This is a genomic window from Actinomadura parmotrematis, from assembly GCF_019458805.1.
Lineage (GTDB): Bacteria > Actinomycetota > Actinomycetes > Streptosporangiales > Streptosporangiaceae > Spirillospora > Spirillospora parmotrematis.
Genome location: NZ_JAIBOA010000002.1, coordinates 185122 through 200478 on the forward strand (window position 1 = coordinate 185122; position 15357 = coordinate 200478).

12 protein-coding genes are annotated in these 15357 nt (G+C 73.9%); 6 read left to right on the plus strand and 6 right to left on the minus strand.

The features are described 5' to 3' along the window. Positions 1–4 precede the first annotated feature (4 nt). Positions 5–1810 (minus strand): ABC transporter ATP-binding protein, encoded by a 1806-nt coding sequence (locus K1Y72_RS03725; RefSeq protein WP_220163231.1) that lies wholly within the window; start codon positions 1808–1810, stop codon positions 5–7. 4 nt (positions 1811–1814) lie between these two features. Further along, a complete protein-coding gene (locus K1Y72_RS03730) occupies positions 1815–3491 on the minus strand; it encodes an ABC transporter transmembrane domain-containing protein (RefSeq protein WP_308286872.1) in 1677 nt (558 codons plus the stop codon). A 305-nt stretch (positions 3492–3796) separates the two neighbouring features. Between K1Y72_RS03730 and K1Y72_RS03735 the strand changes: the two genes are divergently transcribed. From K1Y72_RS03735 to K1Y72_RS03755, 5 genes are all read left to right on the plus strand, one after another. After that, the gene (locus K1Y72_RS03735) at positions 3797–5074 is read left to right on the plus strand and encodes a PP2C family protein-serine/threonine phosphatase (protein ID WP_308286873.1); all 1278 of its coding nucleotides are present in this window, start codon (positions 3797–3799) and stop codon (positions 5072–5074) included. A gap of 193 nt (positions 5075–5267) precedes the next feature. Beyond that, the gene (locus K1Y72_RS03740) at positions 5268–5957 is read left to right on the plus strand and encodes a succinate dehydrogenase cytochrome b subunit (RefSeq protein ID WP_308286874.1); all 690 of its coding nucleotides are present in this window, start codon (positions 5268–5270) and stop codon (positions 5955–5957) included. A 2-nt stretch (positions 5958–5959) separates the two neighbouring features. Continuing rightward, on the plus strand, positions 5960–7900 hold the full coding sequence (locus tag K1Y72_RS03745) for a fumarate reductase/succinate dehydrogenase flavoprotein subunit (protein WP_220163233.1): 1941 nt from the start codon (positions 5960–5962) through the stop codon (positions 7898–7900). Then, on the plus strand, positions 7900–8652 hold the full coding sequence (locus K1Y72_RS03750; RefSeq protein WP_220163234.1) for a succinate dehydrogenase/fumarate reductase iron-sulfur subunit: 753 nt from the start codon (positions 7900–7902) through the stop codon (positions 8650–8652). Before K1Y72_RS03745 ends, K1Y72_RS03750 begins: the two co-directional genes overlap by 1 nt. Positions 8653–8839: 187 nt before the next feature. Beyond that, entirely contained in the window at positions 8840–9385 is a 546-nt protein-coding gene (locus K1Y72_RS03755; protein ID WP_220163236.1) for a hypothetical protein, read from the plus strand. Positions 9386–9420: 35 nt separating this feature from the next. Here K1Y72_RS03755 and K1Y72_RS03760 read toward each other — a convergent pair whose 3' ends face one another. Then, positions 9421–10434 carry a LysR family transcriptional regulator gene (locus K1Y72_RS03760; protein ID WP_220163238.1) on the minus strand — a complete coding sequence of 338 codons (1014 nt, stop codon included), beginning with the start codon at positions 10432–10434 and terminating at the stop codon, positions 9421–9423. Between the two features lie 222 nt (positions 10435–10656). On the opposite strand from K1Y72_RS03760, the gene K1Y72_RS03765 reads away from it, so the two are divergent. After that, positions 10657–11445: a hypothetical protein gene (locus K1Y72_RS03765; protein WP_220163239.1), complete on the plus strand. Its 789-nt coding sequence runs from the start codon at positions 10657–10659 to the stop codon at positions 11443–11445. 101 nt (positions 11446–11546) lie between these two features. Here K1Y72_RS03765 and K1Y72_RS03770 read toward each other — a convergent pair whose 3' ends face one another. The 3 genes from K1Y72_RS03770 to K1Y72_RS03780 all read right to left on the minus strand — a co-directional run bounded on the left by K1Y72_RS03770 (position 11547) and on the right by K1Y72_RS03780 (position 15346). Then, positions 11547–12236, minus strand: a complete 690-nt coding sequence (locus tag K1Y72_RS03770) for a Crp/Fnr family transcriptional regulator (RefSeq protein ID WP_220163241.1) — start codon at positions 12234–12236, stop codon at positions 11547–11549. Positions 12237–12518: 282 nt separating this feature from the next. Further along, positions 12519–13289, minus strand: coding sequence for a succinate dehydrogenase/fumarate reductase iron-sulfur subunit (locus K1Y72_RS03775; RefSeq protein WP_220163243.1), 771 nt, complete (start codon positions 13287–13289; stop codon positions 12519–12521). Next, a complete protein-coding gene (locus K1Y72_RS03780) occupies positions 13286–15346 on the minus strand; it encodes a fumarate reductase/succinate dehydrogenase flavoprotein subunit (RefSeq protein WP_220163245.1) in 2061 nt (686 codons plus the stop codon). Before K1Y72_RS03780 ends, K1Y72_RS03775 begins: the two co-directional genes overlap by 4 nt. Positions 15347–15357 lie beyond the last annotated feature (11 nt).

Here is a 15357-nt window from a genome sequence, read left to right on the forward strand (position 1 = left end):
CCGGTCACCGGCCGGCGGCCCCGGGGCCGCCGGCCGGTGCGCGCGCCGCGCCGTTCCCGTGCCAGCTGCTCCACAGCGCGGCGTAGGAGCCGCCCGCCGCCAGCAGCTCGTCGTGGGTGCCGAGCTCGCTGATGCGCCCGTCCTCGACGACGGCGACCCGGTCGGCGTCGTGCGCGGTGTGCAGCCGGTGCGCGATCGCGACGACGGTCCGCCCCTCCAGGACGGCGGCGAGCGACCGCTCCAGGCGGCGCGCGGCGCGCGGGTCCAGCAGCGACGTCGCCTCGTCCAGCACCAGGGTGTGCGGGTCGGCCAGCACGAGGCGCGCGAGGGCGAGCTGCTGGGACTCGGCGGGCGACAGCGCCGCGCCGCCCGACCCGACCTCGGCGTCCAGGCCGGGGCCGTCCCAGTCGACGGCGGCCAGGGCGGCGGCGACCTGCTCGGGCGTGGCGTCCGGGCGGGCCATGACGAGGTTGTCGCGGACGGTGCCGCGGAACACGTGGTGCTCCTGGGTGACCAGCGCGACATGCCCGCGCAGCTCGTCCAGCGGCAGCTCCACGAGCGGCACCCGGCCGCCGTCCCCGCTCCCGTTCCCGTTGCCGCTGGGGCCGCCGACGGTGACGGCGCCGTCGCGCGGCCCGTCGACCCCGGCCAGCAGGCGGCCGAGGGTGGACTTGCCCGCCCCCGACGGGCCGACCACCGCGAGCCGCTCCCCCTCCCGCAGGTCCAGGTCCACGCCGTGCAGGACGTCGTGGCCCGGCCGGTAGGCGTAGCGGACGCTCCGCGCGGCGATGGCCTCCCCGGCGGGGCGGCGGTCGCCGCCGGCGCGGCCGGTGCCGACCCCGCCGACGCCGAGCAGGCGCGCCAGCGACGCGCCGCCGAGCTGCACCTCGTCCAGCCAGCTGACCAGGGCGTCGATCGGCCCGTTCAGCTGCTGCGCGTACAGGGCGGCGGCGGTGACCTGCCCGAGCGAGGCGTGCCCGTGCAGGTGCAGCCAGCCGCCCAGCAGCAGGACCGCCGCGGCCGGCAGCACGAACCCGAACTCGATCGAGGGGATCAGCACCGACCGCAGGCCGAGGGTGTAGCGCTCGACGCCGAAGCTGCGCGCGATGTCGGCGTCGCCGCGGGCGCGGCGCCGCGCGGCGAGGCCGAACGCCTCGACGGTGCGGGCGCCCTGCACCGTCTCGGCGAGGCCGTCGGTGAGCTCGGCCCAGGCGGCGCCCTCGCGCAGGTAGCCGGGGACTGCGCGCGGCAGGTACCAGCGCAGCACCCCCCAGACCAGCGGCACCACGACCAGCACCGGCAGCGCGAGCAGCGGCCCGTTCAGCAGCAGCGCCCCCGCCGTGCAGACGATCATCACGACGGCGACGAGGGTCTCGGGCACCGCGTGGCGGACGCTGGTGGCGAGCTGGTCGACGTCGCGCGAGGACCGGCTGACGAGGTCGCCGGTCCCGGCCCGCTCCACCGTCGGCAGCGGCAGCGCGAGGACCCGGTCCACGAACTCCTCGCGCAGCTCGGCGAGGACCCGCTCGCCGAGCCGCGCCGACGCCAGGTAGGCGTAGCGGGTCAGCACGCCCTGCGCGACGACGGCCACCGCGATGGCGGCGGCGATCGCGTCGATCGGCAGGCCGCGCCCGGTGCGGACGCCGTCGACCAGGTCGCCGAGCAGCCGCGGCGCGACGAGGCCGGTGGCGGCGGCGAGGCCGTGCAGCGCGAGCGCCCCGGCGAGCGCGCGCGGATGGCGCAGCACGAGGCGCCGCGCGTAGGCGCGGACCCGCGCCGGCGCGGCGACGGGCAGGATCTCGGTGCTCACGTCCTCACATCCCCCGGGTGACGGCCGCGGCGTAGCGCGGCACGGTGGCCAGCAGGTCGCGGTGGGCGCCCTCGGCGGCGGCCCGGCCGTCCTCGACGTAGACGACGCGGTCGGCGCGGTCCAGCAGCAGCGGGCTGGTCGTGCACACCACCGTGGTGCGGCCCGCGCGGGCCGCGCCGAGGCGGCCCGCGATGGCGGCCTCGGTGTGGGCGTCGACGGCGCTCGTCGGCTCGACCAGCACCAGCACCTCTGGGTCGGCGGCGAGGGCGCGGGCGAGCCGCAGCCGCTGCTGCTGGCCGCCGGAGAAGTCCCGGCCCGCCTCGGCGATCCAGGCGTCCGGCCCGGCGGCCTCGACGACGTCGGCCGCGGACGCGGCCGCCAGCGCGGCGTCCAGGGCGGCGTCGCCGCCGGGGCCGCGCAGGCCGTCGCGGAGCGGCCCGGCGAACAGCCGGTCCTCGTTGACGGCCACCAGCACCCGTTCGCGCAGGTCCGCGATGTCGGCGAGCGGGACGCCGCCGTAGGCGACGTCGCCGTCCCGGTAGCGGCCGAGGCGGTCGGCGATGGCCTGCGCGTCGCGCGGATCCGCGGCGGCGATCATGGTGAGCGCGCCGGGCGGCACGGTGACGCCGGACGCGGCGTCCACCAGCGCGGCGGGGCCGGGCGGGCGGAGCGTCCCCGTCGCCGGCGGCTCGAGCGCCAGGTCCAGCAGCCGGACGACGCGCCCGGCCGCCACCCGCGCCTTGGTGATCTTCCCGGCGGCCTCGCCGAGCGTCTTCAGCGGCTGGACGAGGAACACCGCGTACCCGTAGAACGCCACGAACCGGCCGATGCCGATGTCGCCGCCGGCGGCGAACCGGGCGCCGAGCCAGGTGACGAGGGCGATGAGCAGGCCGGGCAGCAGGATCTCGGCGCCGCTCAGCATCGACTCGGCGCGGGCGGCGTCCACCCCGGCGCGCCGGACGCGCTGCGACCCGTCCCGGTAGCGGCGGGCGAACAGGCCCTCGCCGCCGATGCCGCGCAGCACCCGCAGCCCCGCGACGAGGTCGGTGGCGCGGGCGTTCAGCTCGCCGACGAGCTCGCGCTGGCGCTCCTCGCGCACCCGCATGGGCCGCAGCAGCGGCGCCGCGACCGCGAGCACCAGCGGCACGCCGACCAGCACGACGAGGCCGAGCGGCGGCGACGCCGCCAGCATCAGCGCCGCGATCACCACGATCGCGACGACGGCGCCGCTGCCGCGCGCCAGGATGTCGACGGCGTCGCCGAGGTGCGCGACGTCGGCGATCCCGACGCTCACGACCTCGCCGGCGCTGAGCCGCCGCCCGAGCGTCGCGCCGAGCCGGGCGGACTGGCGGGTGACCAGCTGGACCGTCCGGTAGGCGGTCGACAGCCAGTTGTAGACGGCGTAGCGGTGCCGCATCAGCCCCGACAGGGCCTGCACGGCGCCGAGGCCGAGCAGCGCGCCCGTCCAGCCGAGCAGCGCGCCCTCGTCGCGGCCCGCGACGCCCTCGTCGAGCGCGTTGCCGAGCGCGGCGGGCATCAGCGCCTGGCTGACCATCCAGACCACGCCGAGCGCCGCGCCGATCACGACGGACCGCCCCTGCGCGCGCATGAGCCAACGCAGAAAGCGGCCCGCCGACCTATGGTCGGGCGTGCCCGGATCCTCCACCGGCAGCGTCTTCACCCCACGACGGTAGGAGACGCCCCGCCGTGATCACGAATGGTTTTCCGGGCGGCGCCACGGGGCCGGATCAGGCGTTATGGGTGCGCGGGCACGATCGGAGACGGTAGTGTCACCCGCACGGAGCGAGGTTCTCACCGCTCCCCGAGCCGGGAGCCCTGCGGCTAAGCAGATGCCGCCGCCCGGCGCGGACCGTCGCCCTCCGGGCCGCGCCGTGCGTCGCGCGCCGCCGGAACCCGTGCGGCTGCCCGCCCGTTCCCCAGGCACCGCCACCGTGTGCGCCGCCCCGCCGAACTCCGGAATCCATTGTGAGCACTCTCAGCCGTCCCCACCGCCCGTCCCTGCCGGTCGCCCCGCCCGGCGAGGACGCCGTCGAGCTGCTCCTCATCGACGGCGACCCCGCCGACGTGTTCCTCGTCGAGCGGATGCTCGCCGAGAGCGGCCTGGAGGTGCGGATGACGGTGGCCGCCGGGCTCGCCGCCGCCCGCCGCGCCGTGACCGCCCGCACCCAGTGCGTCGTGGTCGACCTCACCACCAGCGACCTCAGCCCGCCCGCCGCCGTGCCGGACACCGTGCCGGACGCGGGGCCGTCCGCGAGCCGCCTCGCCGGGCTGCGCGAGGTGCTCGCGCTCGCCCGGCACGCCGCCGTCGTGGTGCTGACCGGCGGCGGCGACGCCCGCCTCGGCGTCCAGGCGGTCGCCGCGGGCGCCGCGGACTACCTGGTCAAGTCCGAGGTCGACGGGCCGCTCCTCGCCCGCGCCGTCCGCTACGCCATCGAGCGCAAGCGCGCCGAGGAGACCGAGCGGCGCCTCGTCGAGGCCCGCATCCTCGGCGACGAGAACGCCCGCCTGGAGCGCGGCCTGCTGCCCGTCCCGATCATCGACGACCCGGCGCTGGCGCACCACACCCGCTACCGGCCGGGCCGCCGCCGCGCCCTGCTCGGCGGCGACTTCCACGACACCGTGCAGACCGCCGACGGCACCGTCCACCTGGTCATCGGGGACGTGTCGGGGCACGGCCCGGACGAGGCCGCGCTCGGCGTCCGCCTCCGGATGGCCTGGCGCACCCTCGTCCTCGCCGGGCACACCGGCGCGGACCTGCTCGCCACCCTCGACACCGTGCTCGGCCACGAGCGGCGCAGCGACGAGATCTTCACGACGCTCTGCACCGCCGCGATCGCGCCGTCCCGCCGCACCGCACGCCTCTACCTGGCCGGGCACCCCGCGCCGCTGCTGCTCGACGCGGCCGGCGGCGTCGCGGCGCTGCCGCCCGGCCCGCACGGGCCCGCCCTCGGCCTGCTGCCCGGCGCCGACTGGCCCGCCACCGACATCGACCTCGGCGAGGGCTGGGGCCTCATGCTCTACACCGACGGCATCATCGAGGGCCGCGTCCGCGCCGGCGCCGGGGGCCGTCCGGGCGAGCGGCTCGGCACCGACGGCCTCGTCCGCCTCGCGCGGGCCGCGCGCGGCCGCGGCGCCGACGGCCGGGCGCTGATCGACGCGCTCGTCGCGGGCGCCGAGGAGCTGAACGGCGACGTCCTCACCGACGACGTCGCGGTCCTGCTGCTCCGCCACGCCCCCGCCTGACGGCACGGGGACGCGGCGGGAACGCGGCGGGAACGCAGCGCCGGTTCCCGGTCACGCTGTGAAGTCGGTCACCTCCGGCCCCGCTACGGACGTCCGGAAACCCCGGCCCGGCACCGTTCATAGCCTGCGGCTATCGAAACGAGTGCGATGATGACTTGGTCCTCTTTATCGAGGCAGCCGTACCGTGCAGGCTGTGGCTATAGCGATACCTGCGATCTACCGATCGACCGTTGGCAAGAAGGCCGTCATGGCCGTGACCGGCGGCATCCTGGTGCTCTTCCTGGTCGCCCACATGGTGGGCAACCTGAAGATCTTCCTCGGCGCCGGCGACTTCAACCACTACGCCGAGTGGCTGCGCACCGCGGGCGAGCCGGCCGTGCCGCACCGCACGGTCCTCACCCTCACCGAGGTCGTCCTCACCCTCGCGGTCCTCCTGCACATCTGGTCGGCGACGTCGCTGGCGCTCCGCGCCCGCGCCGCCCGCCCGGTCAAGTACGAGTCGCGCAAGAAGTCGCACGCCCGCGGGTACGCCACCCACACGATGCGCTACGGCGGCGTCATCATCGCGCTGTTCATCATCTGGCACCTGCTGGACCTCACCTTCTACGCGGTGAACCCGCTGGGCTCCAGCGCCACCCCCTACGACCGCGTCATCGCCGACTTCGCCCCGGACCGCTGGTACATCACCGTCTGGTACGTCGTCGCCGTCCTGCTCGTCGGCCTGCACCTCTGGCACGGCGCGTGGAGCGCCTTCAACTCCCTCGGCTGGCGCACCAAGCGCAACGACGGGTTCCTGCGCGGCCTCGCCGCCGTCCTCGCCGTCGTCATCGCCGGCGGGTTCGTCGCCGTGCCGATCGCCGTCACTTTCGGATGGGTGGGCTGACCATGACCGACGACACCTTCTACACCGACGGCGCGCCGATCGCCGACGCCAAGGCGCCGCACGGCCCGATCGAGGACCGCTGGACCACGCGCAAGTTCGAGGCCAAGCTCGTCAACCCGGCCAACAAGCGCAAGAAGAAGATCATCATCATCGGGACGGGCCTGGCCGGCGGCTCGGCCGGCGCCACCCTCGGCGAGGCCGGCTACCACGTCGTCCAGTTCTGCTTCCAGGACAGCCCGCGCCGCGCCCACTCCATCGCCGCGCAGGGCGGCATCAACGCCGCCAAGAACTACCGCAACGACGGCGACAGCGTGCACCGGCTGTTCTACGACACCGTCAAGGGCGGCGACTTCCGCGCCCGCGAGTCCAACGTGCACCGCCTCGCCGAGATCTCCACGCAGATCATCGACCAGTGCGTCGCGCAGGGCGTCCCGTTCGCCCGCGAGTACGGCGGCCTCCTGGACAACCGCTCCTTCGGCGGCACCCAGGTGTCCCGCACCTTCTACGCCCGCGGCCAGACGGGCCAGCAGCTCCTCCTCGGCGCCTACCAGGCGCTCATGCGGCAGGTCGACGCCGGCAACGTCGAGCTGCACCCGCGGCACGAGATGCTCGACCTGATCATGGAGGACGGGCGGGCGCGCGGCGTCGTCGTCCGCAACCTGGTCACCGGCGAGGTCTCCCACCACACCGCGGACGCCGTCGTCCTCGCCTCCGGCGGCTACGGCAACGTGTACTTCCTGTCCACCAACGCGATGGGCTCGAACGTCACCGCGTCCTGGCGCGCCCACAAGCACGGCGCCTACTTCGCCAACCCGTGCTTCACCCAGATCCACCCGACCTGCATCCCCGTCAGCGGCGACCACCAGTCCAAGCTCACGCTGATGTCGGAGTCGCTCCGCAACGACGGCCGCGTGTGGGTGCCGAAGCAGGCCGGCGACACCCGCCGCCCCGCCGACATCCCCGAGGACGAGCGCGACTACTACCTGGAGCGCATCTACCCGTCCTTCGGCAACCTGGTGCCGCGCGACATCGCCTCGCGCGCCGCCAAGAACGTCTGCGACGAGGGCCGCGGCGTCGGCCCCGGCGGCCTCGGCGTCTTCCTGGACTTCGCCGACGCCATCGACCGCCTCGGCCGCAAGACCGTCGAGGCCAAGTACGGCAACCTGTTCGAGATGTACGAGCGCATCACCGGCGAGAACCCCTACGACACGCCGATGCGCATCTACCCGGCCGTCCACTACACCATGGGCGGCCTCTGGGTGGACTACGACCTGCAGTCCAACATCCCGGGCCTGTTCGTGGTCGGCGAGGCCAACTTCTCCGACCACGGCGCGAACCGCCTCGGCGCGTCCGCCCTCATGCAGGGCCTCGCCGACGGCTACTTCGTGCTCCCGACCGGGCTCGGCGACTACATCGCGCGCAACAACCTGCCGCCCGTCGGCGACGCCGCGATCGCCGAGGCCGAGACCCGCGTCAACGAGCAGATCCGGACGTTCCTGTCGATCGACGGCGACCGGTCCGTGGACTCCTTCCACCGCGAGCTCGGCCACATCATGTGGGAGTACTGCGGCATGGAGCGCACCGACGCCGGCCTCCGCAAGGCCCTGGAGTTGATCCCGGCGCTCCGCGAGGAGTTCTGGACCCGCCTCAAGGTCACCGGCAAGGGCGACGAGCTCAACCAGCAGCTGGAGAAGGCCGGCCGCGTCGCCGACTTCTTCGAGCTCGCCGAGCTCATGGTCGTCGACGCGCTGCACCGCTCGGAGTCCGCCGGCGGCCACTTCCGCGCCGAGAGCCAGGACGAGGACGGCGAGGCCAAGCGCGACGACGACAACTTCGCCTACGTCGCCGCCTGGGAGTGGGCCGGCCGGGACGCCAAGCCCGTCCTCCACAAGGAAGACCTGGAATTCGAATACGTCAAGCCCACCCAGAGGTCGTACAAGTAATGAAGCTGACCCTGCGCATCTGGCGCCAGACGAACGCCTCCGACAAGGGCCGGATGGTCGAGTACAAGCTCGACGACATCTCGCCGGACGCCTCGTTCCTGGAGATGCTCGACGTCCTCAACGAGCAGCTCATCGCCGCGGACGAGGAGCCGGTGGCCTTCGACCACGACTGCCGCGAGGGCATCTGCGGCATGTGCTCCCTGGTCATCAACGGGACCCCGCACGGCCCCGAGCGGAACACCACGACCTGCCAGCTGCACATGCGCAAGTTCAAGGACGGCGAGGTCATCGACGTCGAGCCGTGGCGGGCGCGGGCGTTCCCGGTCATCAAGGACCTGGTCGTGGACCGCTCCCCGCTGGACGACATGATCCAGTCGGGCGGCTACATCTCGGCGCCGACGGGCACCGCGCCCGAGGCGCACTCGGTGCCGGTGCCGAAGCCCGACGCCGACCGCGCCTTCGAGGCCGCCGAATGCATCGGCTGCGGCGCCTGCGTCGCGGCGTGCCCGAACGGTTCGGCGGCGCTGTTCCTCGGTGCGAAGGTCACCGCCCTCGGCCTCATGCCGCAGGGCCAGCCCGAGCGCTGGGACCGCGTGGTGTCGATGCTGGACACCCACGACGACGCCGGTTTCGGCGGCTGCACCCTGACGGGCGAGTGCACGGTGGCGTGCCCGAAGGGCATCCCGCTGGACGTCATCAGCCGCCTGAACAGCGACTACCTGAAGGCGACCGCGGGCGGCAAGAAGAAGTAGCCCGCACCGCTCCGCGCGCCCCCGGCCCCAGGGCCGGGGGCGCTTCCGGTTAGCACACCTGTAGTTCACATATGCGTGCGAACCAGGGCGAACAACGACGCATCCCACTGTGCAACCGGCCGCCACGCCCGGACCGCGGACAGGGGATCCGCGGTGCGACGGGACAGCGGCGGTTCATGGAGGCACCATGAACATCCGTCCGCCCACCATCACCGCGCTCGTCCTGCTCCCGCTGCTCGGCGCCGGCCTCACGGCCTGCGGCGGCAGCGGCGACCACCCGAAGGCGGCGCCCGCGTCGCCCACGCCCGCGTCCAGCGCGCCCGGCACGCCCGGCGCTCCGGTCCCGGCCGCCTCGCCCGGCACTCCGTCCGCTCCCGGCACTCCCACCGCCAAGGGATCCGGGGCGTCGACCTTCCCGGCCCGCTTCGCGGGCACCTGGACGGGGACCGGCCTGACCTCGGGCACCGGCACCACCGGCCCCGTCCGGATCGTCATCAAGGCGGGCGCGACCTACGCCACCGGTTCCTGGGGCAGCGGCCACGTCTGCAAGGGCCGTTACTGGCCGGCGAGCCTGTCCGGCGACGCGATCGTCACGCACCTGGACGGCACCGGCGGGGCGTCCTTCTGCGAGACCAACGGCGAGGTCACGTTCACGCTGAAGGGCGGCGGACTGGCGTTCGCGGCGTCCGGCGGGAACCAGCGGCCCACGTCGGGGGTCCTGTCGCGCTCGTGAACACGGCGGGCGGGGGCGACGACGCCTCCGCCCGTCTACACGTGCGGGACCAGGGTTTCCACGCCGGGGGGCAGGGAGCCCGCCAGGGCGGCCTCCACCAGGAAAGTCTCCAGGGTGTCCTGGAAGGCGCGGGCGGCGTGAGTCAGGTCCACGTCCTTGCGGTGGGCCAGCGCCACCGTCCGCAGCAGGCCGGGACCGTGCGGCGGCCCGGTCGCCGCCGAACGCTCGTCCTCCCCCGCCTCCGACAGCACGAGCGGCGTGCCGCGCAGCCGCGGGCGCCCGGCGAGCACCATGCTCGGCACGACCGCGACGCCGAGGCCGGCCTCGACGAACCGCAGGACGGCGTCCATCTCGCCGCCCTCGACCGCGAAGCGCGGCTCGAAGCCGGCGGCGCGGCAGGCGCCGATGGTCGCCTCGCGCAGGTCGTAGCCGGAGCGGAACATCACCAGCGGCCGGTCGCGCAGGTCGGAGATGCGCAGGTAGGAGCGGCGCGGGACCTGGGCGGGGTCGCGCCCGGCGCGCGCCTCGGCGCCGGCCGGGGAGGCGACCACGAGGTGCTCGCGCAGGATCGGGGCGGAGTCGAGCGGCGGGTCGCCGTGCAGCGGCAGGATGACGAGGGCGAGGTCGAGCGAGCCGCGGGTGAGGTCCTTGACCAGGTCGCGCGAGCCGCTCTCCTCGACCAGGATGCGGATGCCGGGGTAGGCGTCGTGAAAGCGGCGCAGCACGTCGCCGAGCAGCCCGGCGCACAGCGAGGGCGTGGCGCCCAGGCGGACGCGGCCCCGGCGCAGGCCGGCGAGCTCCTGGACCTCCAGCCGGGCGGTGTCGACGTCGGCCAGTATCCGCTTGGCGAGCGGCAGCAGCGCCTCCCCCGCGGGAGTCAGCGTGATGTTGCCCCGCGCGCGGCTGAACAGGGACGCGCCGAGCTCTGACTCCAGCGCCCGGATCTGCTTGGACAGCGACGGCTGCGCGACGCGCAGCAGCTCCGCCGCCTGGGTGAAGTGACGCACTTCGGCGACGGCGACGAAATAGGAGAGCTGCTGCAACTGCACCCTGACCACAGTACGGCCCCGGTGCGCGCGGCCCCGGAGGCGGCCGGGCCGATCGGGCGTTTCGCCTGGTCTCCCGCCATGCGCACCGAGGGCCGCCGGCTCTTGTCACACCCGGATGATTTTTCGGTCCGAAGGCCGCGAATTCGTACGCGGCGCGGGCTAGCCGGGCGGGTCAGTGGATCATTACGGTGTGCCTCCACCCCGAGCATCTGGAGAGCATGCATGAGAAACCCGGTCAGCCGCGCCCGCCTCGTCCGCGGGCTCGGTGCCGCCGCGATCGCCGCCGGACTGGCGGTCGCGCCGGCGACCACCGCCGTCGCCGCGCCGCAGGCGGCGGCCGCCGCGGCCTACACGCCGAGCGCCGCGGACTTCAAGGACTGCCCCGCCCTGCCGCAGGGCGCCGCCGCCTGGGCCTGGAACTGCCTGGCGATCGTCATCACCGGCGGTGAGATGAAGCTGGGCGGGCTGACCCAGCAGGTCACCAAGCCGATCACCATCCCGGTCGCGGTCGGCGTGCAGGACTGGAAGGTCGTGCTGGCCACCCCGCCGGGCGGCTTCCAGAGCCCGCCGCTGGACGTCCCGGCGGGCAACCTGCCGCTGCCCCTGCCGGGGGTGACGGCGACGGTCGCGCAGGCGGGCGAGGTGAAGCCCGGCAAGCTGGTGATCCCCGACGAGCTGCCCATCAAGATCAAGGTGAGCAGCGTGCTGCTGTCCGCGGGCTGCGCGATCGGCAGCGAGGCCGCGCCGATCCGGCTGAAGCCGGCCCTGTCGAACCTGTCGCTCGGCACCGTCGGCGGCGTCGCCGTCATCAAGACCAAGATCACCGACAGGACGTTCGCGGTGCCGGCGGCGACGGACTGCGGGCTGCTCACCCCGGTCCTCAACCCGCTGCTCGGCCTGCCGAGCGCCGCCGGCAAGAACAGCGCCGACCTGGACACCGTCATCCGCGTGAAGAGCTACGCCTTCGGCGAGACGACGACGTCGTTCGCCGGCGACAACGGCATCAAGTAGCCCACCGAGATGCGGCGTGTTGGGCACCCCGAAGATCGAAAGTGCCCAACACGCCGCATCTCGACGAACAGCGACCGGGTGGTCGCCGGGCCGGGACTCCGTCAGCGCGCGTGGCGGCGCAGGGCGGCCAGGTCGTGGACGATGATCTTGCGGCGGCCCGTCTCGATCAGGTCGTGCGCGCGCAGCGTGCGGAGCGCCTTGCTGACGGCCTCGCGGGACGCGCCGACCCAGCCCGCCAGCTCCTGCTGCGACAGCTGCAGGGTGATCTGGACGCTGCCGGCGCCGTTCGCGCCGGGGGCGTAGGGGGTGCCGAACCGTTCGGCGAGCTCGACGAGGCGTTCGGCGACGCGGCCCGTGGCGTCGTAGCGGCCGAACTCGGCGCGCTTGCGATCGGCGTCGCGCCACCGCTGGCAGAGCATCCGCATCATGAGGACCGACGCGGCGCCGTGGGTCTGCAGGAAGTCCATGAACTCCGCGGCGGTGAGGGTGAGCGCCCGCGCCGGTTCGAGGGTCACGACGGTGGCCGAGCGCGGCAGCCGGTCGATCGCGGCGACCTCGCCGAGCAGCGAGCCGGGGCCGCGGACGGCGAGCAGGGCCTCGCCGCCGTTCTCGAGGTTGGTGTACGCCTTGATCTGGCCGGACAGCAGGACGGCGACCCAGGACGAGAGCTCCCCTTCGGGGAAGAGCACCTCGGCGCGCGCGTACTCGCGCGTCCGGCCGAGCTCCTCCAGGTCGGCACGGTCGCGCGCGGACAGTTCGGCCAGGAACGAGCCCGGTTCCAGCACGGTCATGACTCCAAGTTAGAGGGACATGACCGTCCCGGTCACTTTGGCGTCAATCACGAACGCATCACGCGTTGTGTGCACTTGTCCCTATTCAGCGGCGCCGGCCGGGGCCAGGGTGGGCTGGTGTGCACGGTTGCGGGGCCGTGCACCTCGGCGTTCGTGGGGAACGGCGGAGCGGGCGGCGTAGTCGGGGGCGCGCCGCCCGCCGGTCTTCCACGAAGAGACGGAGGCGGGCCGCCCGATCCGGGCGGCCCGCCTCCGTCGTGCCGGGGACCGCCCGGTCGCGGGTCAGGCGGACGGGGTGTCCTGGCCCTTCTTCACGATGCCGAGCTTGCTGCCGAGCCAGACGACGGGGTCGTAGCGGCGGCCGACGACGCGCTCCTTGAGGGGGATCAGCGCGTTGTCGGTGATCTTGATGTGCTCGGGGCAGACCTCGGTGCAGCACTTGGTGATGTTGCAGAAGCCGAGGCCGTGGTCCTCCTGGGCGATCTGCCGCCGGTCGGAGGCGTCGGCCGGGTGCATCTCCAGCTCGGCGATGCGCATGAGGAAGCGCGGCCCGGCGAAGTCGGGCTTGTTCTCCTCATGGTCGCGGATGACGTGGCAGACGTTGTTGCAGAGGAAGCACTCGATGCACTTGCGGAACTCCTGCGAGCGCTCGACGTCGACCTGCTGCATCCGGAACTCGCCCGGCTGGACGTCGCCGGGGTCGAACGACGGGATCTGCCGGGCCTTCTCGTAGTTGAACGACACGTCGGTGACCAGGTCGCGGACGACCGGGAAGGTCCGCACCGGCGTGACGGTGATGGTCTCGTCCTCGGTGAAGGTCGACATGCGGGTCATGCACATGAGCCGCGGCATGCCGTTGACCTCGGCGGAGCACGAGCCGCACTTGCCCGCCTTGCAGTTCCAGCGGACCGCGAGGTCGGGCGCCTGCGTCGCCTGGAGGCGGTGGATGATGTCGAGGACGACCTCGCCCTCGTTCACCTCGACGGCGTAGTCGACGAGCTCGCCGTCGCCGTCGTCGCCGCGCCAGACCCGGAACTTGGCCTCGTAGCTCATCGCTCGCTCTCCTCGCCGCTGGGTGCGGCCTGGTCGCCGCTCTCGTCCGCCGGGGCCGGCCGGGGCGCCGGGACCGGGCCGCCCGCCGGGGCGGCCGGGCCCGCCGCGGCGGCCCCGGCCGGGCCGGGTGCCGCCGCGGCCTCGTCGCGGGCGGCCTGCGGCAGCTCCTCGGCGGTGAGGTACTTCTTCAGCTCGTCGACCTCGAACAGCTCCAGCAGGTCGGCGCGCATCGGCACCATCGGCTGGCGGACGAGGTCGACGTGGGCGCCGCCGGCGCCGTCGCCGAGCCGGGACACCAGGTTGGCCTTGCGCCACTCGGCCGACATCTGCGGGTGGTCGTCGCGGGTGTGGCCGCCGCGGCTCTCCTCGCGCTCCAGCGCGGAGCGGGCGATGGCCTCGGAGACGAGCAGCATGTTGCGCAGGTCCAGGGCGAGGTGCCAGCCGGGGTGGTAGCCGCGGCCGTCGTTCACCGCGACGGGCGCGACGGCGACGTTCTCCACCCGCTCGCGGATCTTCTCCAGGGCCTGCAGCGCCTCGCGGAGCTCCTCCTCCTTGCGGATGATGCCGACCAGGTCGTTCATCGTGGTCTGCAGCTCGGCGTGCACGGCGTAGGGGTTCTCGCCCTCCGCCCGCTCGAACGGGGCGAGCGCCTCGGCGGTGGCGGCGGCGACGACGTCGTCGGCGACGGGCGGGCGCGCCTCCAGCGCGTCGACGTACTCGGACGCGCCGAGCCCGGCGCGGCGGCCGAACACCAGCAGGTCGGTGAGGGAGTTGCCGCCGAGCCGGTTGGAGCCGTGCATGCCGCCGGAGCACTCGCCGGCGGCGAACAGGCCGGGGACGCTCGCGGCGCCGGTGTCGGGGTCGACCTCGACGCCGCCCATGACGTAGTGGCAGGTCGGCCCGACCTCCATCGCCTCGGCGGTGATGTCGACGTCGGCGAGCTCCTTGAACTGGTGGTGCATCGCGGGCAGCCGGCGGCGGATCTCCTCGGCGCCGCCGGGCATCCGGCCGACGACGGTGAGGAACACCCCGCCGTGCGGCGAGCCGCGGCCCTCCTTCACCTCGGAGTTGATGGCGCGGGCGACCTCGTCGCGCGGCAGCAGCTCGGGCGGCCGCCGGTTGTTGTCGGGGTCGTCGTACCAGCGGTCGGCCTCCTCGGGCGACGTCGCGTACTTGTCCTTGAACACCTCGGGGATGTAGTCGAACATGAAGCGCTCGTCGTTGGAGTTCTTCAGGATGCCGCGGTCGCCGCGCACCGACTCGGTGACGAGGATGCCCTTCACCGACGGCGGCCAGACCATGCCGGTCGGGTGGAACTGGACGAACTCCATGTTCAGCAGGGACGCGCCGGCGAGCAGCGCGAGCGCGTGCCCGTCGCCGGTGTACTCCCAGGAGTTGGACGTCACCTTGAACGCCTTGCCGATGCCGCCGGTGGCGAGGACGACGGCGGGCGCCTCGAACACCACGAACTTCCCGGTCTCGCGGACGTAGGCGAAGGCGCCGGCGATGCGGTCGCCGTCCAGCAGCAGCCGGGTGACGGTCGTCTCGGCCCACACCTTCAGGCGGGCGTCGTAGTCGCCGTGGTCGCGGTGGTCCTCCTGCTGCAACGCGACGATCTTCTGCTGCGCGGTGCGGATCAGCTCCAGGCCGGTGCGGTCGCCGACGTGGGCGAGGCGCGGGTACTCGTGGCCGCCGAAGTTCCGCTGGCTGATCTTGCCGTCCTTGGTGCGGTCGAACAGCGCGCCCCAGTGCTCCAGCTCCCAGACGCGGTCCGGCGCCTCCTTGGCGTGCAGCTCGGCCATCCGCCAGTTGTTGAGGAACTTGCCGCCGCGCATGGTGTCGCGGAAGTGCACCTGCCAGTTGTCGTTCGGGTTGACGTTCCCCATCGCCGCGGCGGCGCCGCCCTCGGCCATGACGGTGTGCGCCTTGCCGAACAGCGACTTGGAGATGACGGCCGTCCTCTTCCCTTGCAGCCGTGCCTCGATGGCGGCGCGCAGCCCGGCGCCGCCGGCGCCGATGACCACCACGTCGTAGGAGTGCCGCTCGATCTCAGTCATGATCGTTGGCT